Here is a 25,491-nt window from a genome sequence, read left to right on the forward strand (position 1 = left end):
CCGCCCCGGCGCGCGGGACGCGGCCGTCGCGGGTCAGGCGGGCGCGGCGTCGGCTTCCCCGTTCTGGAACTGCTCGGGGTCAAGGTACTGCAGACGCAGTTCGACCGTACCCCGTGTGGAGCTGGCATCGGCGCCGAGCACCATGACGCTGGGCTCGCCCTCCTCCCAGGTCACCGCGGTCACCCCGAAGATCATCACATTGGGGTCGTGCTCGGCGGTGAACACGGTAATGTCGCGCTGCTCCCGCAGCGCATCGCTCAGCCGCGCCACCAGCAGCGCCAAGCCGGCGCGAAAGCTGCCGAAATTGAGCTTGCCGCGGTAGAGGTCGTGGTCCAGGGCGACATCGAAGCGCACCAGGGACTTGTCCTCCATCTGCACGTTGGTCAAGGCCACCGACTTGCCCGCCAGCATGTCGCGAAAGACCTGCTTGGCCTCGGTCCGGCGGGATTCCAGAAAGGCCTTGTAGAGCAAATTGACCGACATGGTCAGAAACTTTTCCCGGGAAACGGTCTGTGAACCCTGCGACATGTCACCCCCTCTGATCGACGCCGAGGCAGTCTACTGCCTGACCCTGACAAACGCCAGCCTGCACGACAAGAGACGGGGTGGCCAGCATGCGCCGTGAGGGACAAGCACTGGCGGGCATGCCGGCGCCGGCACTCTCCTGGGAGCCCGACGGCACGCCGCGTTCGTCGCAGTTCGACGATATCTACTACGCCCCGGGCGAAGGCCTGGCCGAAAGCGAGGCGGTGTTCCTGCGCGGCAATCATCTGCCCGAACGCTGGTCGTCACACCCGCGCCCGCATTTCGTGATTGCCGAAACCGGTTTTGGCACCGGTTTGAACTTCCTGCTGACCTGGCTGCATTGGCGCCAGGCCCGGGGCGCGCCGCGACTGCACTATCTCTCGGTGGAACGTTTTCCCCTGGACCGAGGAGCCCTGGAGCAGGCCCTGGCCGCCTGGCCCATGCTGGCCCCCCTGGCGACACAACTGCTGGCCCAGTACCCGCCGGCGCTCCCCGGCCCTCACCGGCTGCTGCTGGAGGCCGGCAGAGTGACCCTGGACCTGTGGTGGGGCGACGCCGACGAGGCCCTTGCCGACTGGGAGCGCAGCCGGCAACCGCAGGTGGATGCCTGGTACCTCGACGGCTTCGCGCCGTCCCGAAACGCCGGCCTGTGGAGCGAAGGCCTCTTTCAGCGCATGGCCCGACTCAGCCAGCCGGGGGCCAGTTTGGCCACTTTCACCGCCGCCGGCGCCGTGCGCCGGGGCCTCCAGGCCGCCGGCTTTCAGGTGGAAAAACAGCCGGGCTTTGGCCGCAAGCGGGAGCGCATTGTCGGGCGCTGCCTGCGGCCAGCTGCCGCCCTGCCCTGGCCGGATACCCCGTGGGAGCAAGCGGGCCCGGTACCCGGGCCGCCGCATCAGGCCGTGGTGATCGGCGCGGGGCTGGCCGGCAGCCACTGCGCGGCGGCACTCGCCCGTCGCGGCATTGACGTTACCGTGCTGGAGGCCGGCACTATCGCCGGCGCCGCCTCGGGAAACCCCCAGGGCGTTCTCTACACGCGCCTGTCGCAGCGCCATTCGACCCTGGTCGACTTCGCCCTCGCCAGCTACACCTTCGCCGCGCGGCGCTACCGGGAAATGTTCCAGGCGCGGCAACTGCGCGAGGGGGTGGAGGGTGCACTCTGCGGGAGCCTGCAGCTTCTCGCGGAGGAGCGCGAGCGCGTCGAGCCCCCGGGGCTGGCGACACTCTACGCCTATCTCGAGCAGGAGGCCGCCAGTCGCACGGCGGGCATTGCCCTGCCGGGGCCCGCACTACATTTTCCCGATTCCGGCTGGCTCAAGCCCGCGGCGGTCTGCCGGGCCCTGTTGTCGGGCCCGGGTATCCGCGTGCGCGAGGGCCTGGGGCCCGTCACCCTGCGTCGCGAGGGCGATCTCTGGTCGCTGCTCGACGACCGGGGCCGCGAGCTTGCGCAGAGCCCCTGCGTGGTGCTCGCTGCAGGCCTGCAGACCCCGACCCTGTCCGGGCTGGACTGGCTGCCCCTGAAAGCCGTGCGGGGACAAACCACCCAACTGCCCCCCCTGTCCGCGCTAGCCGGCCTGAGCAGCGTCGTCTGCCACAGCGGTTATCTCGCACCCGCGGCGCCGGACGGTCACTGCATCGGCGCCACCTTTCAGGTTTCAGACCCGGACCCGCAGCTGCGCCTGGCCGATCAGCAGGCCAACCTGTCGGCACTCGCAGAAGCCCTGCCGACGCTGTGTACGGCGCTGAACCCGCTGGGGCGCGACGCGCTGCCCGGTCGGGTCGGCTGGCGCGCCGCGACCCCCGACTACCTTCCCCTCGCGGGGCCCGTGGCGGACCGGGCCGCCTTTCTCGACCGCTACGCCGGTCTGCGCAGCAATGCCCGGCAGGTGATCCCGCAGGGCGCCCCCTGCCTGCCCGGGCTGTATCTGAGCGCGGGGCACGGGTCCCGGGGCTTGACCTCGACCCCACTGGTCGCCGAGCTCATCGCCAGCCAGGTCTGCGGCGAGCCGCTGCCTCTCGAGCCGGAGTTGCAGCGAGCGCTGTCACCCAACCGATTCCTGGCCCGCAACCTGGCGAGAAACCTATGTTGAAAAAGCCCCTGCTCACACTGGCCCTGTCGCTGACCCTGCTGCCGGCGACGCTGGAAGCCGCCGCCCCGCGCGAATGGTCCTACCGGGTAATGGAAAAGCAGCCACAGCCCCGCGATCACTTCGTCCAGGGGCTGCAAATCGTCGACGGGATGCTCTACGTGAGCACCGGCGGTTACGGCAGCTCCCGGCTACTGCAGTACCGCCTCGCGGACGGTGAATTGCTGCGGGTGCGGCGGCTGCATCCGCGGCTGTTCGGGGAGGGCCTGACCGTCATGGGTGAACATGTCTACCAGCTGACCTGGCGCGCGCGGCGACTGCTGGTTTTCCAGCGCGAGGGCCTGGCACCCAAAACCACGCTCCCGCTGCCCGGCCAGGGTTGGGGCCTCACCGACAACGGCCGCGAGCTGATCTACACCGACAGCGGCCACGAACTGATCTACCTCGACCCCGACAGCGGCCGCGAGCTGCGCCGGGTCCCCGTGCGCGACAATGGCACCCCGCTACCGCGGCTGAACGAGCTGGAATGGATCGACGGCAAGGTCTGGGCAAATATCTGGCAGGAAGACCGCATCGTCGCCATTGAGCCCGACACCGGAGAGGTTACCGACAGCGTCAATCTCGCCGGCCTGCTGCCGGACTCCGAGCGCGGCCCCGGCACCGATGTCCTCAACGGCATCGCCCACAACCCGGTGGACGGCGCCCTCTGGGTGACCGGCAAACGCTGGCCCTGGCGCTACCGGATCGAGCTGGTGCCGGCCGAGGCAGCCGGCAACGAATCGCGTTAGACTGTGCGCCTTTGACTTTTCAGGGAGACAGCATGAGTCAGCAGCAGCCGGCCACGGCAGCGGCCCCCGGGGCCTTTGAACACCTGCGCAGCCACAACATCGACAGCCTGAACATCCGGGTGGAACACTACCGCCACCGGGATACCGGTGCCGAACACTACCACCTGGCCGCCGACAACAGCGAAAACGTGTTCCTGGTGGCCCTTCGCACCGTGCCCATGGACTCCACGGGCGTCGCCCACATCCTCGAGCACACCGCCCTGTGCGGCAGCGAGCGCTACCCCGTGCGCGACCCCTTCTTCATGATGCTGCGTCGCTCGCTGAACACCTTCATGAACGCCTTCACCAGCAGCGACTGGACCGCCTACCCCTTCGCCAGCCAGAACCGCAAGGACTTCGCCAACCTGCTGGATGTTTACCTCGACGCGGTCTTCTTCTCCCGCCTCGACCCCCTGGATTTCGCCCAGGAGGGCCACCGCCTGGACTTTGCCGAGCCGGGCAACCTGGACAGCGCGCTGGTCCACAAGGGGGTGGTCTACAACGAAATGAAGGGCGCCATGAGCAGCATCAACAGCGTGCTCTGGCAGAGCCTGTGCGAGCAGCTCTTTCCCACCAACACCTACCACTACAACAGCGGTGGCGACCCGGCGCATATTCCGGAGCTGAGCTACGAACAGCTGCGGGCCTTCTACCAGACGCACTATCATCCCGGCAACGCGATTTTCATGACCTACGGGGATATACCCGCCGCGGAGCACCAGGCGGTATTCCAGCAGCGGGTCCTGTCGCGCTTTGACGCCTCGGGTGGCCCCCGCATCGAAGTGGCCCTGGAACGACGGCTCCCCGCCCCGCGGCGGGTGGTACTGCCCTATGCCCTGGACGACGGCGAGGACACCGGGCGCAAGACCCACATCGTGACCGGCTGGCTGCTCGGTCAGAGCACCGACCTCGAGGCCCAGCTGGAGGCCGAGCTGCTGACCAGTGTCCTGCTGGACAACAGCGCCTCGCCCCTGCTCCACGCCCTGGAAACCACGCCCCTCGGACAGTCGCCCTCCTCCCTCTGCGGCCTGGAGGACTCCCAGCGGGAGATGGTCTTCAGCTGCGGTATCACCGGCAGTGAGGCCGAGAACGCGGATGCCTTCGAGGCCCTGGTACTGGAGGTCATCCAGCGGGTGGCCGAGGAAGGCGTCGCCCGCGAGCAACTGGAGGCCGTGCTGCACCAGCTGGAACTGCACCAGCGGGAAGTCAGTGGCGACGGTTTCCCCTACGGTCTGCAGTTGATCATGCAGGCACTGGGCCCCGCGACCCACTATGCCGACCCGATCGCCGTGCTGGATCTCGAGCCGGTCCTCGAGACCCTGCGCGAACGCATTGCGCAACCCGGCTATATACAGTCCCTGGCGCGCCGCCTGCTGCTGGACAATCCGCACCGGGTGACCCTGGTGATGACACCGGATACCGGCCTGTCGGCGCGCCGCGAGTCCGAGGAGCGCGAGCGCCTCGAGACACTCAAGGCCGGCATGGACACGTCGGCTCTGCATGCGATTGCGGAGCAGGCGGAGCGCCTGGAAGCCCGCCAACAGCGGGTGGACGACCTCAGCATTCTGCCCAAGGTCACGCTGGCGGATGTCGCTCCCACCCTGCCGCGCCTCGACTACAGTACCCGCGACGTCGCGGGCCTGCCTTTGACCGCCTATGCCCGCGGCACCAACGGCCTGGTCTACCAGCAGCTGATTGCGGAACTGCCGGCGCTGGCCGACGCCGACCTCGAGCTCTTGCCACTGTACACCCGGCTGCTGACAGAAACCGGCCTGGGTGACGCGGACTACCTGTCGGTCCAGCACCGCCAGTCGGCCACGGTGGGCAGCATCAGCGCCTGGACATCCGCCCGCGGCGGCGTGGACGACGAACAGCAGGTCAGTGCGCACCTGGTCCTCTCCAGCAAGGCCCTGGGCCGCCTGTCGCAGGAACAGGTGACACTCATGCGCGACACCCTGCTCGAGGCCCGTTTCGACGAACGCGCCCGGCTGCGCGAACTGGTCAGCCAGCAGCGCGCCCGGCGGGAACAGGCGGTGACCGGGCAGGGTCACGTTCTGGCCATGACCGCCGCCTGCGCCGGCATGAGCCCGCTCGGCCGCCTGCACCACGAGCAGGGAGGGCTGGAGGGCCTGCGTCGCCTCAAGTCACTGGATGACAGCCTCGACGATGATTCCCGCCTGGAGGCCTTTGCCGCCAGCCTGGGTGACCTGCACCGACGCCTCGCGCGGGCACCGCGGCAGGTCCTGACCATCGCCGACGAGCCGCACCTGGACAGCGCAGTCGACAGCGCCCTGGCGCAGTGGCAGACACTGCCCACCGAGGACACCAATGCGTATCACGGCACGCCCCTGCGCGAGGTGCGGCGGGAAATCTGGCTGGCCAACACCCAGGTGAACTTTTGTGCCACTGCCTTCCCGACAGTGCCCGTGGGGCACCCGGACGCCGCCGCTCTCACCGTACTCGGGGGCTTTCTCCGCAACGGTTTCCTGCATCGCAGCATCCGCGAGCAGGGAGGTGCCTACGGCGGCGGCGCCAGCCAGGACTCCGGCGTGGCGGCATTCCGCTTCTTTTCCTACCGCGACCCGCGCCTGCAGGCCACGCTGGAGGATTTCCAGGCCTCCTTGCACTGGCTACAGCATCACCAGCACAGCTCCGAGAGTCTGGAAGAGGCGGTGCTGGGTGTGATCAGCAGCCTGGACAAGCCGGGCTCACCCGCCGGCGAAGCCCGGCAGGATTTCCACCACCGCCTCTACGGCCGGGACCACGCCCAGCGCGAGGCCTTCCGGCGCGCCGTACTGAGTGTCACGCTGGAGGACCTTCTGCGAGTCGCGGACACCTGGTTGAAGCCGGAGCGCGCGAGCACCGCTGTGGTGACCAGTCGCAAGCAACTGGAGTCACTGGGCAGCTGGGTGAGCGAGCAGGGGCTCGAGATCCGCGAGCTCTGAGCCCCGCCGCTCACTGATCGCCGGCGCCCCGGGGTGGAGTATCCGCCCCGTGCCGGCCGTCGTGAGCACGCGGGCCGTGGCCGCGCTGCTCCCGCCCCTGTCGCCGCTCCGCCGCCGCCTCCCAGCGCTCCCGCTGCTCCGGTTCCAGCAGCTGATAGATCGCTGCCTGATGCTCCGCCCGCCGCAGCGCCTGGCGCGCCTGGATGGCACCCAGCTCCTCGGTCAGCGCCCTGGCCCGCGCCTGATCGAAGTCCGTGCGCAAGTCGCGCAGAGACTGGTGGATGGCCTGCAGGCGTTTCCGGTCAGCCGCTGCCGCCTCGCGACCGGAGTCGAAAAGTGCCTGCCAGGCGGCGCGCTGCTCCTCGCTCAGCGACAGCTTCTCGGCCATCTTTTCGAAGCGGGGGCCCACCTCGCCTCGTGCGACGCCCGGGCCGTCCGGATGGCCGGCCAGCGCCCCCGCAGCCAGGATGGCGGTGCACAGCGACAGGGCCAGCGGCAGTTTGCCTATGCGATTTTTGTCCATGGGGTTTTCTCCTGTTGTGGTACCCGCATTCAGAATAGAGCGGAGCCGGGTTAAGCAGTGCGCGCGGCGGGTAAAAAACTGTAAAGAAGCGTGCCGCCACGGTGACAGCCAATCTGTGGCGGGGCACACTTGCCACGGGTTTTCTCGCGGGAAGAAGAATGAGCGACCACATTCTGATCGTCGACGACGATCGAGAGCTGTGCAGCCTGCTGCAGGAGTTTCTGAGCCTGGAAGGCTTCCGCGTGAGCCTCTGCCACGAGGGGCACGAAGCCCTGCGACGCTGCCGGGACACGCCTTTTGACGCCCTGGTACTGGATATCATGTTGCCGGGCCTGCAGGGGCTCGATCTGCTCCGCAGCCTGCGCGAGCACGACAGCACCCCCGTCCTGATGCTGACGGCCCGCGGCGGCGACACCGACCGCATCGTCGGCCTGGAGCTCGGCGCCGACGACTACCTGCCCAAACCCTGCAACCCGCGGGAGCTTTCGGCGCGCTTGCGCGCGATCCTGCGACGCACGCGGGCTTCCCACAGCCCGCCGGGCGACACGGTGCTGAGCGCCGGGAAGGCGCGCCTGGACCCCGCCCGGCGCAGCGCCACCTGGGACGGCCGGGACCTCGGTCTCACCAGTGCCGAGTTCAACATCCTGCAGGTGTTGATGGCCCAGGCGGGAGCGGTGGTGGACAAGGAAACCCTGAGCCGCCAGGCACTGCAGCGCCCACTGACGGCCTACGACCGCAGTGTCGATGTGCATGTCTCGCGTATCCGTCGCAAGTTCGCCGACCTCGGCGCCGGGAACCCCATCACCAGCGTGCGCGGAGCCGGCTATCAGTTCACGCTCCCTGCCGGAGAGAACTGATGCCCCTGTTCCTGCGGATTTTCCTGGGCTTCTGGCTGGTCACCGCCGCCGTGCTCGGGAGCTGGCTGCTGGCGGGGGAATACCTGGACTCGCTGTTTACCGAAGCGGAGGACCGACACGGGCCAGGGGGGCCGCCGCGCTTCGTGGTGCGCCTGTTCTACGACCTGCAGCACCAGCCACTGAGCGCATTGGAAGAGGTAGTGCAGACGGTGGAACAACAGCACGCCGTGCGCATCTACCTGCTGGATAACGCCGGGCGTGAACTGCTCTCGCGACGCCTGCCGCCCGCTGTCGAGGAAATCACCGCCCGGCTCGACCGCGGCGGGCGGCGGGCCTTCCTGCGCACGGAGCGCTATCACCTGGTGGCACATCGCCTGCACCGCGAGGATATCGGCCGGCTGCAGGTGGTACTGCGCTTCACCCCCAGCCGCTCCTGGCTGGCGCGGACCCTGGGCAGCCACCTCTGGTTGCGCCTGCTGGTCGCACTGCTGGTCTCCGGGCTGCTCTGCTTCGCGCTCTCGCGCCTGTTGACCCGGCGCCTGGAGCATCTGCGTCGGGCGGCGGGGGAACTGGCCGCGGGCCACCTGGACACCCGCCTGGCCGTGCGCCAGCGCGGGGGCGACGAGACCGACCAGCTGGCCCGGGATTTCAACAGCATGGCGGAGCAACTGCAGCAGCGCATTGACGCCGAGCGCCAGCTGCTCTCGGACGTCTCCCACGAGCTGCGTTCTCCCCTCGCCCGTCTGCAGGTAGCCCTGGCACTGGCCGAGCGACAGCCGGGTCAGGCGGGTGCGCAGCTGCCGCGCCTGGAGCGGGAGGTGCAACGACTGGAGGCCCTGATTGATGAGTTGCTGCAGAGCCAGCGCCGACAGGTCGCCCTGGAGGAACACCTGGATCTGCGCGCCCTGTTGGGGGACATCTGCGCCGACGCCCGCTTCGAGGGCAGCCAGCGCGACTGCCGGGTAATCTGTGACACCGGGGAGACGGAGGCATTGGTCGTGGGGGACAGCGACCTGCTGCGGCGAGCCTTCGACAACCTGCTACGCAATGCCCTCACCTACTCGCCGCGCGGCTCCACGATCCGGGTGAGCCTGCGCTGCGTGTCACCGTCGCAAGCCCGGATACAGGTCGAGGACCAGGGTCCGGGCGTGCCCGAAGCAGACCTCGAACGCATCTTTGCTCCCTTCTACCGGGTGGACAGCGCGCGCACCCGGGAGACCGGTGGCAACGGCCTGGGACTGGCCATTGCACTGCGCGCCATCGAGGCCCACGGCGGCACCCTGGGGGCGAAAAACACCGACACCGGCCTGTGCCTGATCGTGGATCTGCCCCTTAGCCCGGACTAATGGCCGTGCCGCCGGCGCGTCGCGACCGGCGGCAACTGGCACACCGGAGGCTAGCCGAGGAAGGCCTGACCACCATCGAGGGCAATGCTCTGCCCGTTTACGTAGCCGGCACCCTCGCTGCACAGCAGGGCCACGAACTGGCCGATGTCTTTTTCGCAGTCACCCACGCGACGCTGGGGGATCTGGCTAAAGAACTCCTCGGCCTCCTCGGGGTTGTTGTCGATCCACCAGGCCAGGCCGGGGCTCAGCGCGTGGGGCAAAATGGCGTTGCAGCGGATGCCATCGGGGCCCCACTCGCAGGCCGCGGCACGGGTCAGGGAGCGAATCGCCTCCTTGGTGGCGGCGTAGGCGCCATAGCCCGACATGTCCCAGCGCTTGGCCGCCGAGCTGCCGAGGTTGATGATGACACCGTCCCCCTTGAGGTGCGGGTAGCACAGGCGCATCAGGCGCAGGGTCGCCATGGGGCCCGAATCCCAGCCCGCCTGCACTTTCACGTCACTCAGCTCGAGCAGTTTGCCCAGGGGCACCTCGTGGGCATTGTTGACCAGGATCTGCAGGCCGCCGAAGGTCTCCACGACAGTGTCCACGCAGGCCTGCAGTGACTCCGGTGACTTGACGTCGCAGACCAGCGGCAGGGCCTCGCCGCCGCGCTCGCGGATGCTCGCCGCCGTCGCTTCGAGTTTTTCCAGGGTGCGGCCGGTCACCGCCACCTTCGCACCCTGGGCCGCCAGTGCCAGGGCAATGCCCTGCCCCACACCCTGGCCCGCGCCGGTCACCAGTGCCACTTTGCCTGTCAAGGACATGTCTGTCTCCTCTGTCTGAGCATTGAAGGCGGCAAGCATAGCGTCAGGCCGCCGCCGGTAACAGGCGACGGCCACTCCGGCGGCGACTCGCCTGCGATCGGTTCAAGCAGTTGGCTATTTACCGGGTTTGGCGCTCTGCTGCTCGCGCCAGGCCTGGGGCGTCACCCCGGTCCAGGACTTGAAGGAGCGCACGAAGGAGCCCGGCTCGGCGAAGCCCAGGTACTCACCCAGCTCGGCAACCGTATCCCGGCTCGCCCGCAGGCGCTCCATGGCCACGGTACAGCGCACTTCGTCCTTGATCTCCTGGTAGCTGCTGCCCTCGGCCTGCAGGCGTCGGCGCAGGCTGGACTCCGACAGCCCCAGCTGCCGGGCGATCTCGGCAAAGCCCGGCAGTGGACCGGGCAGCTCGACCACCACCAGCGAGCGAATGGCTGCACTGACACTGGCGGGCTCGCGGTCGATGGCAATCAACTGGTAGACGGCATTGGCGAGAAACTCGCGCAGGCTCTCGCCACTGTGAACGATGCGCCGCTGCAGGTGGTCGGCGGAAAACCAGAGGGCATTGCGTTCAGCGTGAAAGGTCACCGGGCAGCGAAACACCAGCCCCAGCGCCTGGGCATAGCCGGCACTGAAGGGCGGCGCCGCAACCGTTACCGCCTCCGCCCGCAGGGGCTGCCCGGTCAGCCAGCCGCACAGGGCGTGCCAGACCTGCAGGCCCGAGGCGCGGATCACCGCCGACTGCTGCCCGATCAGCCCCCAGTCAGGGGGGATGAAACCGGAGGACTGCTCATCGAACTCCACCTGATAGACCAGCCCCGCGCGGTCGCCACCCTCCGCCAAGGTGAGGCTGACGCGATAGCCCAGTTGCGGCATCAGCAGGCGGCCGAAGCGCTCAGCCAGCGCCAGGGCCTCGCCCAGCGTGCGGGCACTGATCAGGCAGTGGCACATCAGGGCAAAGGCCTCGCTGCCCACGCCGGCACCCCAGGGCACCGGCTGGCCCAGTCGCTGCATCTGGTCCACCGCGGTCTTGTAGAGCCGGGCGTACTGGCGGGCAGACAGGGTGCTGTCGGGGGCGGCCGCACGCAGCTGGGCAACCGACAGCCCGGCCTCCCTGGCGGCGGCGTGCTGGTCCAGCTCCAGTGCCGCGAGATAATCCAGCAGGCGGACAAACTTGGCGACCCTGACGGTGATTTCCGACATGCAGACTCCTGACAGAAGATGTCAATAAGGACGAACCCGGAGGTCCTACACCCCGCGCCGCAACAGGCTACCATAGCGGGTTCCGCCCGGCGCTGGACAGGCAGTGCGCCGGCGACACCTCACGCATTCACAGGGAGTACAGGACATGGGCATACTGCAGGACAAGGTCGGGATCGTCACCGGTGCGGGCCAGGGTATCGGCCGCGCCATCGCCCAGGCCTTTGCCCGGGAAGGGGCGCGGGTCATGGTGGCCGACTTCAACGCCGAGTCCGGGGCCGAAAGCGTCGAGCTGATTCGCCAGAGCGGTGGCGAAGCGGAATTCGTGCACGGCGACGTCAGCCAGGAGGAATCGGTCAAGGCCATGGTCGAGAAGACTGTCGCGACCTGGGGGCGACTGGATATCGCCTGCAACAGTGCCGCCCTCTCCCGTGGCTCCGGTCCTATCCACCAGTTCACTCGCGATGTTTTCGACCAGACCGTGGAAATGTGCCTGACCAATACCTGGCTGTGCATGAAGTACGAAATTGCCGCGATGCTGGAAAACGGTGGCGGCGCCATCGTCAACATCTCGTCGAATTCCTCGCTCAAGGGCCAGGCCTTCAACACCGCCTACGCGGCGGCCAAGGGTGGCGTCAACATCCTCACCAAGAGCTCCGCCGCGGAGTACGGCAGCAAGGGGATTCGCATCAATGCGGTCTCCCCCGGCGTCATCCGTACCCCGGGACTGGAAAAGTACTTCACCGAACAGCCCCAGGTAGCGGAGCAGCTGAAAAAAGCCGCCGTCCTCAACCGCCTGGGTGAACCCGAGGAAATCGCCGAGGCCGTGGTCTTCCTGCTCAGCGATCGCGCCTCCTTCATCACCGGACAGCTGCTGTCGGTGGATGGCGGCGGCGCGGTCCGCTAAGCTGCCCCGCGACCCAGCCCCCCACCCGGCTACTGCCTTACCGGGTGGGCGCTATCGAGCGAGCCTGACTCAGGCCGCGTTCGGGTAGCTGGTATAGCCGTTCGGACCGGGTGTGTAGATGGTGGAGAAATCCACCTCCGCGAGTGGCAGCTTCTGCTCCCAGCGGCTGACCAGGTCCGGGTTGGCGATGAACGCGCGACCGAAGGACACCGCCTCCAGCTCACCCGCCGCGACCGCCGCATCGGCCTCCTCGAGACTGAAGCTCTCGTTGCCCATCAGGCGCCCGGCAAAATGCTTGCGCCCCAGGGCCAGGTTGTCCACCGGACCTTTTGGCGTGCGGATCACGTGCAGATAGGCCATCGGCAGGGCCGAGGCCTTGCCCAGCAGGTAGTCGAAAGTCTCACCGGGATCGTCGTCGTGCAGGTCATTGAAGGGATTGCCGGGGCAGATGCGCATACCCACGCGGCCGGCACCGGCCTCTGCGATCATCGCCTCCAGAGTCTCGAGCACGAAGCGGGCGCGGTTCTCCAGGCTACCACCGTAGGCGTCCTCGCGCTGGTTGGTACCCGTGGACAGGAACTGCGCCGGCAGGTAGCCGCTGGTGCAGTGCAGTTCGACGCCGTCGAAACCGGCGGCAAGGGCATTCGCCGTGGCCTGGCGGTACTCCTCGATGACCTGGGGAATCTCCTCCAGGGTTAGCGCCCGCGGCATGTCCATGTCCTGCATGCCGGCCTGGTCGGTGTAGATCTGCGCCTTGGCCTGGATCGCCGAGGGAGCGACCGTTTCACTGCCCTCGGGCTTGTTGTAGTGGCTGGCGACGCGGCCCACGTGCATGATCTGGGCGACAATCGCGCCACCCTCGGCGTGTACCGCATCGGTGATCTCGCGCCAGCCGGCCACCTGGGCCTCGGTGTAGATACCCGGGGTACGGCAGTAGCCCAGACCGTTGGCACTGGGTGCCACACCCTCGGTGATGATCAGACCGGCACCGGCGCGCTGGCGGTAGTATTCGCGCATCAGCTCGTTGGGCATCGCCGCCTCGTCGGAGCGGCTGCGGGTCATGGGCGCCATGACGATGCGGTTGCGCAGGCGCAGGGCGCCCAGTTCCAGTGGAGAAAGCAGATCCATGGCAAATCCTTTTAGCGTACGCGAATGCGCGGTTCCGGAGCCCCGCGCCGCATGGTGGTTAGAAATTCGTCGAGGGGTGCCGGGGCGGCTACCTCCGGCTCGTCCGCGGACGGCGGGTTGGACCAGAAATCCGCCCAGGAGGGCCACAGGTCGTGGTAGGCCCCATGGTAGGGCTCGCGGCCGGGCCAGCGCATTTTCATGTCGCCGATCGGCGGCTTGTTGAGGTCGGTCGCATACCAGTAGCAGGGCAGGCGGCGACGGAAATACCAGCGCCCATCGACGCGCTCGTAATTGTCCCAGTAAAGCATTTGCATGATCACCCACTCGGGGCCGGTCTCGTGCTCGTTCTTGGAGTACACCACCCCGCGGGCGTGATCCGGGTCGTCGAACTCGATGATGTGGTTGCCGATGTGGTGGGAGGTCCCGGTGAACTGCAGGCGCAGGGTATCGTCCAGCCAGCGCTTGAGATGGGCCCGGCCAACCTTGTCCCGACTGACCCGGATATCCGGGGCAAACAGGTTCACATGGGCATCCAGGTCGCGCATGTCCAGGGACAAGGCATATTTGGCTACCAGCTGGCGGATTTCATCCAGGGATTCCAGGCGGTCAATGCGCCGCAACAGGTCCTGATCACTCATATCGCTCACTCCCAGCTCGCGGTGCCGGCGTTCAGTTCAGCCACCCGGCCGCCGTCCACCACCAGCTCGGCACCGGTAATGTAGGAGGCTTCGTCGCTGGCCAGGAAGAGAATCGCGTTGGCGCATTCCCGCGGATCGCCGATACGGCCGACGGGGATGGATTTGGCGGTGGCTTCCCGCGAGGCATCATCCGGCAGCACGGATTCGGTGGGCGGCGTCAGGAAGGCCCCCGGAATAACCGTATTCACCCGGATGCCCTTCTTGCCCCACTCGATCGCGGCATTGCGCGACAGGCCCAGCATCGCAGCCTTGGCGCTGCTGTAACCGGCCGTGGCCGGGGAGCCGCGCAGACCGCAGACCGAGGAAACGTTGACCACGGCACCGCCGTTGGCCTTGAGCTGGGTGTAGGCTTCGCGCATCAGGAACATGGCACCGTCGAGGGAGACGATGAAATTCTGCCGCCAGGCCTTGGTATCGTGGCTGGCGAGCATGCCCGGCACCATCAGCACCGCGTTGTTGACCACGATGTCCAGGCGGCCAAAGGCTTCCACCGTGTCTGCCACCAGCCCCTTCACCGCGCTTTCATCGCTGATGTCGGTGGCCCGGGCCAGGGCGCGACCCCCGGCCGCCTCGATCTCGGCAGCTACGGCGGCCAGCTTGTCCTCGCTGCGAGCCGCCAGCACCACCGCGGCCCCCTCCTCGGCAAAGCGCCTGGCGGTAGCGGCACCAATACCCTGACCCGCGCCGGTAATGATCGCGACCTTGCCCTGCAGTCTCATGCTGACTCCTCGTCATGCTCTGTTCAAAAAAGATGCCGCAGCTTAGGCAGCGCCCGACCCTCGGTCAACCGACCGGGGGGCATCGCGCTCACGCTGAACGAACTGCTATACCATATTTTATGATCAAGGTATAATTATTTACTCGAGTAACGGATTGACAGCTTTTTACAAGCCCTCCCAATCGCCCATTTCCTGACTTACAGTAGGGGCATCACATCCACAGTTTCCCCAAGGAGACGAACCATGAGCACGCGTATCCCCATGCCAATCCCCCTGGGATGGTTTCAGGTTGCCTACTCCCACGAGGTCGAGACCGCCCAGTCCATGCCCCTGCGCTATTTCGGCCAGGACCTGGTGCTGTTCCGCACCGAGAGCGGCGAGGCCAAGGTGCTCGATGCCTACTGCCCGCACATGGGGGCACACCTCGGCTACGGCATTCGCGACCAGTCCGGCGGCGGCTCGGAAGTGCGCGGCGACTCCATTGTCTGCCCCTTCCACGGCTGGGCATACAACGGCGAAGGCCAGTGCACCGATGTCCCCTACGCCAACAACCTGCCGCCGAAGGTCGCCCGCGGCGAACAGGTGATTCGTCCCTGGCATGTGCGGGAAATCAACCAGGTGATCTGGGTCTGGTACCACCCCGAGGGCGAAGCGCCCAGCTTCGAGCCGGAAGTGATCGAGGAGGCCGCGCCGGACAACACCGAGTGGGGCAGCCTGAAGATCAAGACCTGGGACATCGGCACCCACATGCAGGAAATCGGCGAGAATGCCGTGGACCCGGCGCACTTCCTCTATGTGCACGGCACCCAGAACATCCCCGAGCCCGAGGAGATGAACTTCGACGGCATCTACCGCTGGGGCAAGCTGGTGAGCAAGATGGCCACCCCCCGGGGTGAAGTCACCGGCATCATCGCCAACCGCAGTGTCGGACCCGGCCAGGCCACGGTGCGCTTCAGCGGTATCTGTGACACCGTGCTGATGGCCAACCTGACCCCCATCGACCAGGAAAACACCCGCGCCTTCTACGCCTTCATCCAGAAGAAGGTGGACGGCAAGGAGCCGGTGGGTGGCGTGGCCGATGCCATCGTCAAGGACATCCACCGCCAGATGGAGGAGGACCGTATCATCTGGGCCCACAAGCAGTATTTCGAGAAGCCCATGCTGTGCGACAACGACGGTCCCTTCGCCAAGTTCCGCAAGTGGTACGCCCAATTCTACACCAGCGACAGCTGGCGCCCGGCGGCCTGAGGGCTCAGAAGGGAAAGACCCGCGGCAGCAGCACCAGCACTGTCGCGGCGTAAACCAGGGACAGGGGCAGCCCGGTGCGGGCGTAATCCCGCAGGCTGTACCCGCCCAGGTTCTGCACCATCAGGTTGGTGGTATAGCCGTAGGGGGTCAGGAAACTGGCGCTGGCGGCATAGGCCACCGCCATCACGAAGGGCATGACGCTCACCCCGAGACTCTCTGCCAGGCCAAAGGCCACCGGGAAACTCAGTGCCGCGGCCGCGTTGTTGGTCATCAACTCGGTCAGTGCCAGGGTCACCAGGTAGACTCCCACCAGCGCCGCCATGGGGCCCATGGCCTGCAGGTGCACCTGCAACATGTCCGCCAGGCTGTTCACCAGGCCGGTATTGCTCAGGGCCTGGGACAGGGTCAGTGCCGAGGCGATAATCAGCCACAGCTCGAAGGGAAAGCGCCGGCGCAGCTCCGAGGCGCGGACCATCCCCAGCACCAGCATCCAGACCAGCAGCAGGGCCAGGCCCTTGATCAGGGGCATGAGTTCCAGCGAGGCCAGGGTCACCACCAGGGCCAGACCGCCGCTCACCGACCAGTTCTGCAGGGGCGTCGTGCCGTTGCCCGCCACCGCGTCGTCGACCACGACGAAGTTCTTGTCCAGGTTCTTGCGCTCGTTGAAGTCGGGCCCCACCGCCAGCATCAGGTTGTCGCCGGCCTGGATGGTGATGTTCCCCAGCTTGCCCGACAGTCGCTTGCCCCCGCGGCGCATACCCACCACCGCGGCATCGAACAGGGAGCGGAAACCGGACTCCTTGATGGTCTTGCCCTCGATGGCCGCATTGGGCATCACGATGACTTCCATCATGTTCTCCCGTAACAGCCCCTCCTCCACCGCGAACAGCGTCAGACCGTCGAACTGCTCCAGGGAATTGACCTGGGTGATGTCACCGGAAAAGATCAGCTTGTCCCCCGCTTCGATAAACTCGTTGGGCGCCACCGGTGAGATGAGGTGCTCGTCGCGGACGATCTCCACCAGGAACAGGGATTCCAGCTCACGCAGGCCATTTTCCGCGATGCTGCGCCCCACCAGGCTGGAACCGGCATTGACCTCGGCCTCGACCACGTATTCCGCCACCTGGATCTGTTCGGCACTGTCCCGGGGCAGCAGGTGACCGGCGAACAGCAGGACCAGCAAGCCCAGGGCGGTGGCCACGGCACCGATCAACAGGAAGTCAAAAAACTGCAGGGAAACCCCCGTGGCGTCCTCCAGAAAGCTGCTCACGATCAGGTTGGTCGAGGTGCCGATCAGAGTCATGGTGCCGCCCAGAATCGCGGCGTAGGACAGGGGGATCAGCAGGCGCGACGCCGGGTGATGGCGGTTGGCGCGCACCGTGGTGGCCAGGGTCGCCACCACCGCCGTATTGTTGACGAAGGCCGAAAACAGCGCAGTCACGCCGCCGAGACGCAGCAGGCTGAGGCTGTAACTGGGCCCGATCAGCTTCCCCGAGAGCCGGTTGAGCCAGGAGAGCTTCTCCAGGCCGATGGAGACCAGCAGCAACAGCATCAGGGTAACCAGCCCCGGGTTGGAGGCCTTGTCGAGCACGTCGCGGGTATCCACCAGCCCGAGAAAATAAGCGGCCAGCATGGTACCCACGAAAATCTTCGAGGCGGGCCAGTCGGTAAACAGCAGGCAGGCCAGCAGCCAGAGAAACAGGCCGGAAATCAACAGCTGGTCGAGCATCGAGAGGGCGACATCCAGGTACAGGGGCCGCCAGCATACGGTGAAGGGATTGCCGCGGACAAGGGCACAGGCGTTACACTGCCCACTGGTTCAGCATAGTGGAGGCCGAGGATGGGACGCTGGGCGGTGTTTACCGCGGCCATGGTGGCGGGGGCCGTGCTGTTCCTGCTCTGGGGCCGCGAACCCCTGCAGCGGCAGCTGGACACCGCGCGGGTGGCCAACATGTTCGTGCCCGCCGACCGCGACAGTTTCGACCCCGGCCCGGCCCTCGGCTCGCATTTTCCCGGCCTGCGCGCCCAGTGGCAGGGCCGTGAAATCACCCTGCTGGAACCCCTCGCCGGACCCCGGGGCACGGTCCTGGTGGTGTTGCGCTCGGTGGTCTGGAGCCCCTGGTGCCGCGAGGAGCTGCGCCGCCTGCAGGCCCTGCTGCCCGCCTACCGCGAGGCGGGCATTGGCCTGGCTGCGATCAGCCGCGACCCGCCGCAGGCACTTGCGGCGACGGCGCGGGAGCTGGGCATCACCCTGCCCCTCCTCTCCGACCGCGATCACCTGAGTTTCGCCACCCTGGGACTGCTCGACCCCGCCCATCCCCGTGGCAGTCGGCATTTCGGGCTGCCACTGCCGGGCAGCCTGGTGGTGGACCGGGACCAGCGGGTGGTGGCCAAGACCTTCCTGGCGGAGCATCGCCAGCGGGTGGCCCCCGAGGCGGTGCTGGCACTGGCAGCGCGTACACTGCCTCCAGCCCGCGCCCCCGGTGCGCGTGCCACCGCTCTCAAACCGGGTCCGGCGGTTCCCTGAGCGCGGCGGACGCCGGTCGATACCAGATGGGTGAGGTCCAGGCGCGCTCGCGAATCACCGGTCGGTGCTCGGGGGCACAGCAAGCCTCAAAGCCTTCGCCAACGGTTGCGGGGTCGCCGCAGTCCACCGCGGCGGCGACGCACTGGCGCTGACTCCAGCGACAACTGGGATTTTCCACCACGCGGCTGTAGTAGAACGCGGCCTGCTCCGGGTCAAAATCCGGGTCCTCCCAGACGGCACACAGGCTGGCGTGACCCGCCCCCTCGGGCTCACAGGTGGCCAGGTTCACACTGGCGTCACTGCGCGCCTCGCCGGCGACATCGTAAACCCGCTCCCGGGTCTGCCCATCCGCCCCCAGCCAGCCCTTGATCACCTGGATCTTCTGCAGCGGCAGGCCCGGGGCATCCGCCGTGCCGGGGTCCTGCTGCGCACTCAGCAGCAAGCGCATCCGCCCGCTGTCGGCCCAGTTCAGCTCGCCCCCCATGGGCACTCCGAGGTCGTAGGCGGTTTCCAGCATGTCCGGGGCCCCACAGAGGGTCGGCGGCAGATCCGGGCCGGCAAACAGGCGCGTCAGGATACGCGGCCCGCTGGTGGCATAGGCCTCCCGGCGGCGCATGGCCTGGAACAGCGCTTCCCGGGAGTTCTCTTCGGCCCACAGTACCGCCAGCCCGCCGGGGTTGTACTCCAGCTTGTCCGGCAAGCCCGGCGGCACCGCCCCGCGCGCCGGCACGCCGGCACCCCCGTGCCCCAGGAAGCGGTCTTCCTCCACCGCGCCCGGGGCACCCAGATGGGTATCGGAACTGCCAATCACCCCCGTCTGGAAGGGGTTGATACCCAGCTCCGCCTGCAGACCCAGCCCCTGCTGCCAGACCTGACGCAGGAAGCCGGTGTGCGGCCCCGGGGGATTGTCGAAACCGGAGATATTGTCCTCGGGGAGCTGCTCGAAGGCACACAGCTCGTCGCGGGTTACCCCCGGGTCGAAAAAGCACTCCGAGGCGCCCTTGTGCTGCATGATCTCCACCAGCGGCTCCATGCGCCGGCGCTGGGCGGCAGCCGCGGCATCCAGGGGCTCGCGCTCTCCGCTCGGGTCGCCGAACATGAAGCCGGCACTGAGGTTGGAATTGTGCGGGATCACCAGGCTGTCGCAGCCCTCGCCGCCGCGATTGCAGTCCGCCTCCAGGCGCGACCACAGCAGGCTGGCGGCGGGCGCGTCGATAAAGCTGATCGGCAGCGGCGGCACGCTAGCGTTGCGAAAAACCACATTGCGGTGCAGGTTGCCCCCGCTGCGCGGCTCCGAGGCGGTCCATTCGTAACCGATAAACGTGGTGAAAGCACAGTCGGTACTGCGGTCGTTGTGGGCCTGGGCCGCTTCCCGCATCTCGCGCCAGGGCTCCAGGGCCGCGGCCAGACAGCGCTCGCCGTTTTCGCCGCACATGCCCAGGTGTTTGGCCCGCAGAGACGCGGTGGCATTGAACAGGTAGAAGGCCCCGCGCGGCCAGTAGCGGTAGATGAGGCACTGCCAGCTGTTGTAGCCGTCGATGTCGGGGGTGGTGCACATTTCCACCTCGCCCAACAACTCGGCGTGGTCCGAAACCATGGCGAAATCCAGCGGGCGCCGCAGCTGCAGGGAGCGCTGCGGTCGGCCCGCCTCGTCCCAGGGCTGGATCCCCAGGGGCTCACCGCGGGCAAAGCGGTAGGCCTGGTCCGGCGTGGTGCGGGTGCCCTGGGTGCTGGCATCCAGGGAGTAGCGGGTGTGCACGTGCAGGTCGCCGAAGAAAGCCTGGCGCAGGGGCTGGTGATGGCTGCAGGGCGGGGCCGATGCTGGACCGGTTGCCGCTGATGCCGCAGAGCCGGCCAGGGCCCACAGCACAGCGGCCAGAAACGACCTGATACGACACATGGTAAATTCCCGGGTCTGTTATTGTACCCGGCAGCTTACCAGATGCGCGGGATCAGTCGGCATCCTGCCGCGGGGCAAACCAGCCCAGATCGCCGTGCAGCCGGACCACGTCGCCGACGATGATCAGCGTCGGTGCCTGCGGCATGGCGGCTGCCACCCGCTCGGGCATGTCCGCCAGGGTCCCGGTAATGGTGCGCTGGTCGGGCAAGGTGGCCCGCTCCACCAGCGCGACCGGCGTCTCCGCGGCCAGGCCATGCCGCTGCAACTGGCGGCAGATCTCCGGCAGCCCCAGCAAGCCCATGTAGAACACCAGGGTTTCCCCAGCCCGGCAGAGGGATGCCCAGTCGTGATCGACCCGGTCCCCCTTGAGGTAACCGGCGACAAAGCGCACGCTCTGGGCGTGGTCGCGATGGGTCAGGGGAATACCTGCATAGCAGGCGGCGCCGCTGGCGGCGGTAATCCCCGGCACCACCTGGAAGGGAACGCCGTGCCGCGCCAGGAGCTCGATTTCCTCGCCGCCGCGACCAAAGATGAAGGGATCGCCGCCCTTGAGCCTGGCCACCCGCCGGCCCTCCAGCGCCAGGTCCAGCAATTGCTGGTTGATGTCCGCCTGGGGCACGCTGTGGTCACCGCGGCGCTTGCCGACATAACGGCGCTCGGCATCGCGGCGGGCGAGATCGACAATCGCCGGATTGACCAGACGATCGTAGAGCACGATGTCCGCCTGCTGCAGCAGGCGCAGGGCCTTGAAGGTCAGCAGGTCGGGATCCCCGGGGCCCGCACCGATCAGGTAGACCTCGCCCCGATCCAGACCCTCGCCCCGGGCGGCACTCTCCAGTGCCTGCTCGAGGTCGGCCGCGGCCTGGCTTTCCCGGCCGGCCAGTACCTGGCTTGCCAGCGGGCCATCCAGCAGCCACTCCCAGAAGCGCCGCCGCTGTTCCAGGTCGGGCAGCGCCCGGGCCACCGCCTCCCGCCAGCGGCCGGCGAAGGCCGCGACCCGCCCCAGGGAGGCCGGCAGCATGGCCTCGATCCGGCTGCGCAGCTGCCTGGCCAGCACCGGGCTGGCGCCGCCACTGCCGATGGCCACTGTCAGCGGCGAACGGTCCACCAATGCGGGAAAATACACCGAGCATAGCGCGGGGGTATCAACCACATTGACCGCGGTACCCCGGGCCTCCGCATCCGCCGCGACCCGTGCATTGACAGCCGCATCGGGGGTCGCCACCACCACCAGCATGGCCTCGCTCAGATCCCCGGCACCTTCGTAGGCGCGCTCGATCAATTCGTGCTCCACATCCGCGGCGGCGGCCAGCTGCTGGCGCAACTCGGCGCCGATGGCCGGGGCGACTACCCGCAGACGCATGCCTGCGGCCAGCAACAGGCGCGCCTTGCGCGCCGCCACTTGGCCACCGCCGACCAGCACGGCCAGCCGCCCGCGGGCGCGGTGAAACAGCGGCAGGCTCTCCATGTCAGAGGGTCTCGGCGCCGCCCATCCAGGGGCGCAGGGCGTCGGGAATCCGCACGCTGCCATCCGCCTGCTGGTAATTTTCCAGGATCGCCACCAGGGTGCGCCCGACCGCCAGACCAGAGCCGTTCAGCGTGTGCAGCAGTTCGGGCTTGCCGGTTGCCGGGTTGCGCCAGCGCGCCTGCAGGCGCCGCGCCTGGAAATCCCCGAAACTGGAGCAGGAGGAGATTTCCCGGTAGGTCTGCTGGGCCGGCAGCCAGACCTCCAGGTCGTAGGTCTTACGCGCGGAGAAGCCGATGTCGCCGGCACACAGCAGGACCTTGCGGTAGGGCAGCTCCAGGCGCTGCAGCACCGCCTCGGCGTGGCCGGTGAGCGATTCGAGCGCCTGTTCCGACTGCTCGGGACGCACCAGCTGCACCAGCTCCACCTTCTCGAACTGGTGCTGGCGGATCATGCCCCGGGTATCGCGCCCGTAGCTGCCCGCCTCGCTGCGAAAACAGGGCGTGTGGGAGACCATGCACAGGCCCGCGTCCCCGAGCTCATCCGCCTCGAAGATACGCTCGCGACCGATATTGGTCACCGGTACCTCCGCGGTGGGAATCAGGAAGTAGTCCTGCTCCCCCTGAAGCCGGAACAGGTCCTCCTCGAACTTGGGCAGCTGTCCGGTACCGTAGAGCGCATTGGCATTGACGATATAGGGTACGTAGACCTCGCGGTAGCCGTGCTCGCGGGTGTGCAGGTCGAGCATGAATTGCGCCAGGGCACGGTGCAGACGGGCGAGCCCGGCATAGAGGACGGTGAAGCGACTGCCGGTCATGCGCGCGGCGGTATCGCCGTCGAGCAGGCCCAGCGCCTCGCCGATATCCACGTGATCGCGCACCGGAAAGTCGAAGTCCGCGGGCTTGCCCCAGCGACTCTGCTCGAGATTGTCGTCTTCGCTGGCGCCATCGGGCACTTCCGGGGCCAGCAGGTTGGGCACACCGGCCAGGAAGTCGTCCAGCTCCGCCTGCACCGCGCGCGCCTCCTCGGTCAGGCGATCGAGATCACTGGCGATCCGCGCCAGGGTCTCGTTCACCTGGGCCTTGGCGTCCTCCACGCTCATCCCCTGCCCCACCAGCTGCCCGATCTGTTTGGAGGCGGACTTGCGCTCGGCGAGCAGCTGCTGGCTGCCCATGTCGGCCTCCTTGCGACGCGCGTCCAGGCTCAGGAAGCGCTCGGTGTCGAAGTCGAAACCCCGGCGCGCCAGTTGTTCGGCGACCACGTGCGGATCCTTGCGCACGAGTTTGATGTCCAGCATGAGGAAATCCCGTCAGTCATTACTCGAAACCCCGGCCAGCGGGGCGGTGATTCACAGCAACAGGGTGCGCCCGAGGGCCAGGGCCAGCACCACGCCGAGCACGCAGCTCACCAGGCTGGCCAGCATGTAGGCCAGTGCCGTGGCGAGTGAACCCGCTTCCCACAGGGAAGCCGACTCCAGGGCGAAGGTGGAAAAGGTGGTGAACCCGCCCAGCAAACCGGTCATCAGCAGGGCACGCCAGGCCGGCGAGCCGCCGTGGCGCTCCACCAGCAGCACGTAGAGCAGGCCGATGGCAATGGAGCCGAGCAGATTGACCAGCAGCGTACCCCAGGGCAGCTGGGCCTGCGGCCAGCAGCGCGCGGCGGCGTAAACCACCAGATAGCGCAGGGCCGAGCCCATCGCGCCCCCCAGGGCCACCAGCGAGAGCGTATTCAGTAACATGGGTCCTGCCCCCTGTTTTGCCGCCCGCATTGTACAGGTTTTGCCGCGGACACGGCAGGCGGTCGACGCGGGCACCGGGCGCGCGGTCGGTACACCCGGGTCAGCGGGGGTAGCGCTGGCGGGGGCTGGCGCGGTCCCGCTCGCGCAGATACTCCAGCTTCTCGCGGATCTTCTGTTCCAGCCCGCGGTTCACCGGGTGGTAGTAGCGGCGATCCCTGAGGGCCTCGGGAAAGTAGTTCTCCCCCGCTGCGTAGCCGCCCTCCTCGTCGTGGGCGTAGCGATATTCCTCGCCGTAGCCCTCCGCCTTCATCAGCTGAGTGGGGGCATTGCGCAGGTGCAGGGGGACCTCCTCGCTGCCCTGGGCGGCAACCTCGGCCCGGGCCGCGTTGTACGCCTGGTACACGGCATTGCTTTTCGCCGCGCAGGCCAGGTAGACCACCGCCTGGGCCAGTGCCAGCTCCCCCTCGGGACTGCCGAGGCGCTCCTGGACCTGCCAGGCGTCCAGGCACAGCCCGAGGGCGCGCGGGTCGGCGTTGCCGATGTCCTCGCTGGCCATGCGCACCACCCGGCGCGCCAGGTAGAGGGGATCGCAGCCCCCATCCAGCATGCGACAGAGCCAGTAGAGGGCGGCATCCGGCGAGGAGCCGCGCACGGCCTTGTGCAGGGCGCTGATCTGGTCGTAGAACAGGTCGCCACCCTTGTCGAAGCGGCGCAGCGAGGCCTGCAGCACCTCCGACAGGGTGGTTTCGGTGATCTCCCGCCCCTTCGCGGAGGTCTCGGCGAGATCGGCCGCCAGCTCCAGCAGGTTGAGGGCCCGGCGGGCATCGCCGTCGGCGGCGACACCGATGCGCTGCAGCAGTGCGTCGGTCACCCGCAGGTCGCCCCCCAGCTCTGCGGCCCCCCGGCGCAGCACCGCCAGCAATTCCTCGTCGGACAGCGCCCGCAGGCGATAGACCCGGGAGCGCGAGAGCAGCGCATTGTTCAGCTCAAAGGAGGGATTTTCCGTGGTGGCGCCAATGAAGATGACCGTGCCGTCCTCGACGTGGGGCAGGAAGGCGTCCTGCTGGGACTTGTTGAAGCGGTGCACCTCATCGACAAAGAGCACCGTGTCCCGCCCCTGGGCACGCTGCTGGCGCGCCTCGGCAATCGCCTCGCGGATCTCCCTGACCCCCGACAGCACCGCCGAGAGTTGCAGGAAGTGCGCGTCGGCACGGCCGGCAACGATACGCGCCAGGGTGGTCTTGCCCACGCCCGGCGGGCCCCAGAAAATCATCGAATGCAGCTGGCCGCGCTCGATCGCCTCGCGCAGGGGCTTGCCCGGCGCCAACAGGTGGGCCTGGCCGGCAAACGCCCCCAGATCCTCGGGGCGCAGGCGCGCTGCCAGGGGCCGGTAGCCGGCATCGGCACCGGCGAACAGGTCATTCGCCGTCATGGTAGAAGAGGTCGGCCTCCGGCGGCGGCGCAAAGTCGAAGTCCGCGGGGCTCAACTCGCCGCCGAAGCGCACATCGGCAAACTCGATGACCACCCGCTGACCCAGGTTATCGAGCACTTCCATGCCGCGGAACAGCTCGCCCGAGATATCCAGCGCCAGGGACTGGAAGCCCGCCTCCGCCGCGCGGGGTAGCAGCAGGAAACGCCCCCGCTCATCCCGTGCCACCGCATAATGTTGTGACAAGGCGTCGGCGTCCCCGCCCAGGACCTGCAGGGGCGAGAGGGCCTGGCTGTCATCCACCGGCCGGCGGGTAACCGTCTCCAGATCGCGGTCGTACTGCCAGAGGTAGTCGGGATCGGCAATGATCAGCTGGCTGTCCGGGCTAGTGATTTCCCAGGCGAAGTAACCCGGGCGCAACAGGCGAAAGCGCCCCGACGATTCCCCGGCCAGGCTGCCATCGGCGGCGTATTGTCGCTGGCTGAAGGCCCCCTGCATCTGCTCGATCGGGCGCAGGGTAGCCTGCAGGGCCTCCAGGGCAGAGGCCTCGGCCTGTGCCAAAACGCTGCCCAGCAAGCCGGCGAGGGAAAGAAAAAACGCTGCAAGCAATTTCACCAGGTGCCT

At 67.8% G+C, this 25,491-nt stretch carries 22 protein-coding genes; 8 read left to right on the forward strand and 14 right to left on the reverse strand.

Annotated elements, in window-relative coordinates; genetic code table 11:
- Nucleotides 1-33 precede the first annotated feature (33 nt).
- A complete protein-coding gene (locus ACYVGS_RS01205) occupies nt 34-528 on the reverse strand; it encodes a hypothetical protein (protein ID WP_460586800.1) in 495 nt (164 codons plus the stop codon).
- 86 nt (nt 529-614) lie between these two features.
- On the opposite strand from ACYVGS_RS01205, the gene mnmC reads away from it, so the two are divergent.
- Genes mnmC through ACYVGS_RS01220 form a run of 3 tightly spaced genes read left to right on the forward strand, consistent with a single transcriptional unit; the run spans nt 615 to nt 6,381 of the window.
- Nucleotides 615-2,612, forward strand: a complete 1,998-nt coding sequence (gene mnmC, locus ACYVGS_RS01210; RefSeq protein ID WP_460586802.1) for a bifunctional tRNA (5-methylaminomethyl-2-thiouridine)(34)-methyltransferase MnmC2/FAD-dependent 5-carboxymethylaminomethyl-2-thiouridine(34) oxidoreductase MnmC1 — start codon at nt 615-617, stop codon at nt 2,610-2,612.
- Nucleotides 2,606-3,397 carry a glutaminyl-peptide cyclotransferase gene (locus ACYVGS_RS01215; protein ID WP_460586803.1) on the forward strand — a complete coding sequence of 264 codons (792 nt, stop codon included), beginning with the start codon at nt 2,606-2,608 and terminating at the stop codon, nt 3,395-3,397. The genes mnmC and ACYVGS_RS01215 overlap by 7 nt, the downstream gene beginning before the upstream one ends.
- A gap of 32 nt (nt 3,398-3,429) precedes the next feature.
- Nucleotides 3,430-6,381 carry an insulinase family protein gene (locus tag ACYVGS_RS01220; RefSeq protein WP_460586804.1) on the forward strand — a complete coding sequence of 984 codons (2,952 nt, stop codon included), beginning with the start codon at nt 3,430-3,432 and terminating at the stop codon, nt 6,379-6,381.
- Nucleotides 6,382-6,391: 10 nt separating this feature from the next.
- Here ACYVGS_RS01220 and ACYVGS_RS01225 read toward each other — a convergent pair whose 3' ends face one another.
- Nucleotides 6,392-6,904 carry a Spy/CpxP family protein refolding chaperone gene (locus ACYVGS_RS01225; RefSeq protein ID WP_460586805.1) on the reverse strand — a complete coding sequence of 171 codons (513 nt, stop codon included), beginning with the start codon at nt 6,902-6,904 and terminating at the stop codon, nt 6,392-6,394.
- Nucleotides 6,905-7,062: 158 nt separating this feature from the next.
- Here ACYVGS_RS01225 and ACYVGS_RS01230 point away from each other — a divergent pair, with 158 nt between their 5' ends.
- Together ACYVGS_RS01230 and ACYVGS_RS01235 are read left to right on the forward strand one after the other, a co-directional pair.
- Nucleotides 7,063-7,761: a response regulator gene (locus ACYVGS_RS01230; protein WP_460586806.1), complete on the forward strand. Its 699-nt coding sequence runs from the start codon at nt 7,063-7,065 to the stop codon at nt 7,759-7,761.
- Nucleotides 7,761-9,107: an ATP-binding protein gene (locus ACYVGS_RS01235; protein WP_460586807.1), complete on the forward strand. Its 1,347-nt coding sequence runs from the start codon at nt 7,761-7,763 to the stop codon at nt 9,105-9,107. The genes ACYVGS_RS01230 and ACYVGS_RS01235 overlap by 1 nt, the downstream gene beginning before the upstream one ends.
- Before the next feature lie 50 nt (nt 9,108-9,157).
- Here the strand turns inward: ACYVGS_RS01235 and ACYVGS_RS01240 are convergent, their stop codons facing one another.
- Entirely contained in the window at nt 9,158-9,910 is a 753-nt protein-coding gene (locus ACYVGS_RS01240) for an SDR family NAD(P)-dependent oxidoreductase (protein WP_460586808.1), read from the reverse strand.
- 114 nt (nt 9,911-10,024) lie between these two features.
- Nucleotides 10,025-11,110 (reverse strand): AraC family transcriptional regulator, encoded by a 1,086-nt coding sequence (locus ACYVGS_RS01245; RefSeq protein ID WP_460586809.1) that lies wholly within the window; start codon nt 11,108-11,110, stop codon nt 10,025-10,027.
- Between the two features lie 145 nt (nt 11,111-11,255).
- Between ACYVGS_RS01245 and ACYVGS_RS01250 the strand changes: the two genes are divergently transcribed.
- The gene (locus ACYVGS_RS01250) at nt 11,256-12,014 is read left to right on the forward strand and encodes an SDR family NAD(P)-dependent oxidoreductase (RefSeq protein ID WP_460586810.1); all 759 of its coding nucleotides are present in this window, start codon (nt 11,256-11,258) and stop codon (nt 12,012-12,014) included.
- 69 nt (nt 12,015-12,083) lie between these two features.
- On the opposite strand, the gene ACYVGS_RS01255 is transcribed toward ACYVGS_RS01250, so the two are convergent.
- Genes ACYVGS_RS01255 through ACYVGS_RS01265 form a run of 3 tightly spaced genes read right to left on the reverse strand, consistent with a single transcriptional unit; the run spans nt 12,084 to nt 14,559 of the window.
- Complete coding sequence (locus ACYVGS_RS01255) at nt 12,084-13,142, reverse strand: alkene reductase (RefSeq protein ID WP_460586811.1); 1,059 nt, start codon at nt 13,140-13,142, stop codon at nt 12,084-12,086.
- 11 nt (nt 13,143-13,153) lie between these two features.
- Nucleotides 13,154-13,780, reverse strand: coding sequence for a nuclear transport factor 2 family protein (locus ACYVGS_RS01260; protein WP_460586813.1), 627 nt, complete (start codon nt 13,778-13,780; stop codon nt 13,154-13,156).
- 5 nt (nt 13,781-13,785) lie between these two features.
- Nucleotides 13,786-14,559 (reverse strand): SDR family NAD(P)-dependent oxidoreductase, encoded by a 774-nt coding sequence (locus ACYVGS_RS01265; protein ID WP_460586814.1) that lies wholly within the window; start codon nt 14,557-14,559, stop codon nt 13,786-13,788.
- Between the two features lie 243 nt (nt 14,560-14,802).
- Between ACYVGS_RS01265 and ACYVGS_RS01270 the strand changes: the two genes are divergently transcribed.
- Nucleotides 14,803-15,807, forward strand: coding sequence for a Rieske 2Fe-2S domain-containing protein (locus tag ACYVGS_RS01270; RefSeq protein WP_460586815.1), 1,005 nt, complete (start codon nt 14,803-14,805; stop codon nt 15,805-15,807).
- Nucleotides 15,808-15,811: 4 nt separating this feature from the next.
- On the opposite strand, the gene ACYVGS_RS01275 is transcribed toward ACYVGS_RS01270, so the two are convergent.
- Nucleotides 15,812-17,536, reverse strand: a complete 1,725-nt coding sequence (locus ACYVGS_RS01275; protein WP_460586816.1) for an SLC13 family permease — start codon at nt 17,534-17,536, stop codon at nt 15,812-15,814.
- Nucleotides 17,537-17,647: 111 nt separating this feature from the next.
- Here ACYVGS_RS01275 and ACYVGS_RS01280 point away from each other — a divergent pair, with 111 nt between their 5' ends.
- A complete protein-coding gene (locus ACYVGS_RS01280; RefSeq protein WP_460586817.1) occupies nt 17,648-18,334 on the forward strand; it encodes a peroxiredoxin family protein in 687 nt (228 codons plus the stop codon).
- Here ACYVGS_RS01280 and ACYVGS_RS01285 read toward each other — a convergent pair.
- The 6 genes from ACYVGS_RS01285 to lolA form a co-directional block, all read right to left on the reverse strand.
- A complete protein-coding gene (locus tag ACYVGS_RS01285; protein ID WP_460586818.1) occupies nt 18,309-20,234 on the reverse strand; it encodes a PHP domain-containing protein in 1,926 nt (641 codons plus the stop codon). The genes ACYVGS_RS01280 and ACYVGS_RS01285 overlap by 26 nt on opposite strands.
- A 52-nt stretch (nt 20,235-20,286) precedes the next feature.
- A complete protein-coding gene (gene cysG, locus ACYVGS_RS01290) occupies nt 20,287-21,702 on the reverse strand; it encodes a siroheme synthase family protein (RefSeq protein WP_460586819.1) in 1,416 nt (471 codons plus the stop codon).
- A gap of 1 nt (nt 21,703) precedes the next feature.
- Nucleotides 21,704-22,996 (reverse strand): serine--tRNA ligase, encoded by a 1,293-nt coding sequence (gene serS / locus ACYVGS_RS01295; RefSeq protein ID WP_460586820.1) that lies wholly within the window; start codon nt 22,994-22,996, stop codon nt 21,704-21,706.
- A 51-nt stretch (nt 22,997-23,047) separates the two neighbouring features.
- Nucleotides 23,048-23,437: a fluoride efflux transporter FluC gene (crcB, locus tag ACYVGS_RS01300; RefSeq protein WP_460586821.1), complete on the reverse strand. Its 390-nt coding sequence runs from the start codon at nt 23,435-23,437 to the stop codon at nt 23,048-23,050.
- A gap of 100 nt (nt 23,438-23,537) precedes the next feature.
- A complete protein-coding gene (locus tag ACYVGS_RS01305; RefSeq protein ID WP_460586822.1) occupies nt 23,538-24,869 on the reverse strand; it encodes a replication-associated recombination protein A in 1,332 nt (443 codons plus the stop codon).
- The gene (lolA, locus tag ACYVGS_RS01310; RefSeq protein ID WP_460586823.1) at nt 24,856-25,482 is read right to left on the reverse strand and encodes a LolA family protein; all 627 of its coding nucleotides are present in this window, start codon (nt 25,480-25,482) and stop codon (nt 24,856-24,858) included. The genes ACYVGS_RS01305 and lolA overlap by 14 nt, the downstream gene beginning before the upstream one ends.
- Between the last annotated feature and the right edge of the window lie 9 nt (nt 25,483-25,491).

It is taken from the genome of Haliea atlantica (genome assembly GCF_054779855.1).

Coding starts and splice junctions, on each gene's coding strand:
- ACYVGS_RS01205 (WP_460586800.1), bottom strand. CDS start 528: ATGTCGCAGGGTTCACAGACCGTTTCCCGGGAAAAGTTTCTGACCATG.
- mnmC (WP_460586802.1), top strand. CDS start 615: ATGCGCCGTGAGGGACAAGCACTGGCGGGCATGCCGGCGCCGGCACTC.
- ACYVGS_RS01215 (WP_460586803.1), top strand. CDS start 2,606: ATGTTGAAAAAGCCCCTGCTCACACTGGCCCTGTCGCTGACCCTGCTG.
- ACYVGS_RS01220 (WP_460586804.1), top strand. CDS start 3,430: ATGAGTCAGCAGCAGCCGGCCACGGCAGCGGCCCCCGGGGCCTTTGAA.
- ACYVGS_RS01225 (WP_460586805.1), bottom strand. CDS start 6,904: ATGGACAAAAATCGCATAGGCAAACTGCCGCTGGCCCTGTCGCTGTGC.
- ACYVGS_RS01230 (WP_460586806.1), top strand. CDS start 7,063: ATGAGCGACCACATTCTGATCGTCGACGACGATCGAGAGCTGTGCAGC.
- ACYVGS_RS01235 (WP_460586807.1), top strand. CDS start 7,761: ATGCCCCTGTTCCTGCGGATTTTCCTGGGCTTCTGGCTGGTCACCGCC.
- ACYVGS_RS01240 (WP_460586808.1), bottom strand. CDS start 9,910: ATGTCCTTGACAGGCAAAGTGGCACTGGTGACCGGCGCGGGCCAGGGT.
- ACYVGS_RS01245 (WP_460586809.1), bottom strand. CDS start 11,110: ATGTCGGAAATCACCGTCAGGGTCGCCAAGTTTGTCCGCCTGCTGGAT.
- ACYVGS_RS01250 (WP_460586810.1), top strand. CDS start 11,256: ATGGGCATACTGCAGGACAAGGTCGGGATCGTCACCGGTGCGGGCCAG.
- ACYVGS_RS01255 (WP_460586811.1), bottom strand. CDS start 13,142: ATGGATCTGCTTTCTCCACTGGAACTGGGCGCCCTGCGCCTGCGCAAC.
- ACYVGS_RS01260 (WP_460586813.1), bottom strand. CDS start 13,780: ATGAGTGATCAGGACCTGTTGCGGCGCATTGACCGCCTGGAATCCCTG.
- ACYVGS_RS01265 (WP_460586814.1), bottom strand. CDS start 14,559: ATGAGACTGCAGGGCAAGGTCGCGATCATTACCGGCGCGGGTCAGGGT.
- ACYVGS_RS01270 (WP_460586815.1), top strand. CDS start 14,803: ATGAGCACGCGTATCCCCATGCCAATCCCCCTGGGATGGTTTCAGGTT.
- ACYVGS_RS01275 (WP_460586816.1), bottom strand. CDS start 17,536: ATGCTCGACCAGCTGTTGATTTCCGGCCTGTTTCTCTGGCTGCTGGCC.
- ACYVGS_RS01280 (WP_460586817.1), top strand. CDS start 17,648: ATGGGACGCTGGGCGGTGTTTACCGCGGCCATGGTGGCGGGGGCCGTG.
- ACYVGS_RS01285 (WP_460586818.1), bottom strand. CDS start 20,234: ATGTGTCGTATCAGGTCGTTTCTGGCCGCTGTGCTGTGGGCCCTGGCC.
- cysG (WP_460586819.1), bottom strand. CDS start 21,702: ATGGAGAGCCTGCCGCTGTTTCACCGCGCCCGCGGGCGGCTGGCCGTG.
- serS (WP_460586820.1), bottom strand. CDS start 22,996: ATGCTGGACATCAAACTCGTGCGCAAGGATCCGCACGTGGTCGCCGAA.
- crcB (WP_460586821.1), bottom strand. CDS start 23,437: ATGTTACTGAATACGCTCTCGCTGGTGGCCCTGGGGGGCGCGATGGGC.
- ACYVGS_RS01305 (WP_460586822.1), bottom strand. CDS start 24,869: ATGACGGCGAATGACCTGTTCGCCGGTGCCGATGCCGGCTACCGGCCC.